General features: G+C 37.0%; 2 protein-coding genes. Both read right to left on the bottom strand.

Annotation, left to right across the window (positions count from 1 at the left end; genetic code table 11):
• Nucleotides 1-204: 204 nt before the first annotated feature.
• Nucleotides 205-759, bottom strand: a complete 555-nt coding sequence (locus ACFIQE_RS10310; protein WP_375707694.1) for a hypothetical protein — start codon at nucleotides 757-759, stop codon at nucleotides 205-207.
• A 48-nt stretch (nucleotides 760-807) separates the two neighbouring features.
• Nucleotides 808-1,362 carry a hypothetical protein gene (locus ACFIQE_RS10305; protein WP_375680738.1) on the bottom strand — a complete coding sequence of 185 codons (555 nt, stop codon included), beginning with the start codon at nucleotides 1,360-1,362 and terminating at the stop codon, nucleotides 808-810.
• Nucleotides 1,363-1,493: the final 131 nt, after the last annotated feature.

Here is a 1,493-nt window from a genome sequence, read left to right as displayed (position 1 = left end):
GCTTTTTATTTTGGGGAGTTCTGTTTTAAGGCGATATCGCGTTCATTCAGCACGCATTTCAGTTCCTTTTTCACGCGGCAATACAACCGCGCACGCTTGATAAACAGGTAATAAATGACAACGATTGGCACCCACAATAAAACATTTAAGACCATAAAGAACAGGAAAGAAAAGGCCATTAATGTTATAAGACTACTGGTCATTTTATCCTCCACGCCCATTCTTCATACGGATTGCCTGATCGCGTTGTTGTATTGCTTCTTTCAATTGTTGAAGTTTTTTGTTCAATTTTCTCGTTAATTTTATGCACATGATCCCAATGATCGGAAAAAAGAGAAGAACCCCAAACCATAGAATGCTCAACAGCTGCATGATAACGCCGACCATATCGCTCTTCCACCATACCAAATTTGCGATAGAGAAAGCAGATTGCAAAACAGTAAAGAGGATAAAGATAAAAAAGATTATTTTACATTCTTTCGAAGAAAGAGGCAGAAATTCTTTGAAGTTAAGAAAGCGCATTGTCGCATCAAGGGTCTTATGGGCGAGATTGTGTCTTTTCATTTCTCCCAGATCATTGCACAATTGTTGTATGGCTTGCTTTTTTTGCGTTGTACTCTTTTTCAAGTCTTGAGAGAGTTTAAAAGATAACCTCATATGCTTGATCAACCGGTAAGGAAGCCGGATCATAACCATAAACATTACAATGGCAATGATGGTGAACCCTAAAAAAGCCAAAAATTTTATAACAATAGTCACGTGTTTCCCCTATCGCATTGATGTGAAATCATCATTTTTATTCTCTTCTCAAGCAACCATTTCTAATTTCTTTATTGTTTTTTTCACGCCATAATGAAGGAGACTATGGAAGATTAAAATGACAGGTAAAGCGACAACAATACACGCACAAAACCAAAACAGCAGCTGCATGCCAAAACCGCCAACCTTAAACAATAGAGGCATATAATTGTGTAAAAAAATCACAGATTTTGGAAGAAAAGCAAAAAAAGCGAGCAAAACTGCGAAAACCACAATCACAATGAAAGCTAGAAAAAAGATGATACAATAATCTTTTCTTGAAAGTTCCAAAGATTCTTGAAAAGAAAGGGGGCTGAACTTTATTGCACAAACTGTATTTTGTCCTATGCTGACTTTCTGATTATGCCCCAAATTCTGCAATGCACCCTTTTTTAATTTCCGCCGCATCCCACACAACAATATTGTCCGTTTTATCAAAGAATAATAAAGTACCAAGATTGTCATCAGAGTAGAAAAAAGTATCATGATCTCCCCGAGAAACATGACAGTACTCCACCATACTGTGGTCAAAATTACAAAAGTACTTATAAAAGAAGCAGCCACTTGTTTCCCTATTGTGTTTTGTTGAGAGATTGGTTGTCTAGCTGTTGCTGCTCTGGCAATGTATCCCACAGTTTTATCATTTCCTTCACATCTCGTTTAGAGATGGCGTTAAAGACAAAAAAGAGTGGAAA

This window comes from Bartonella sp. AA1HLJMS, from assembly GCF_042197445.1.
Taxonomy (GTDB): domain Bacteria; phylum Pseudomonadota; class Alphaproteobacteria; order Rhizobiales; family Rhizobiaceae; genus Bartonella.
Note: the sequence above shows the minus strand (reverse complement) of the source record. Positions and strands in the feature narration are given on the sequence as shown.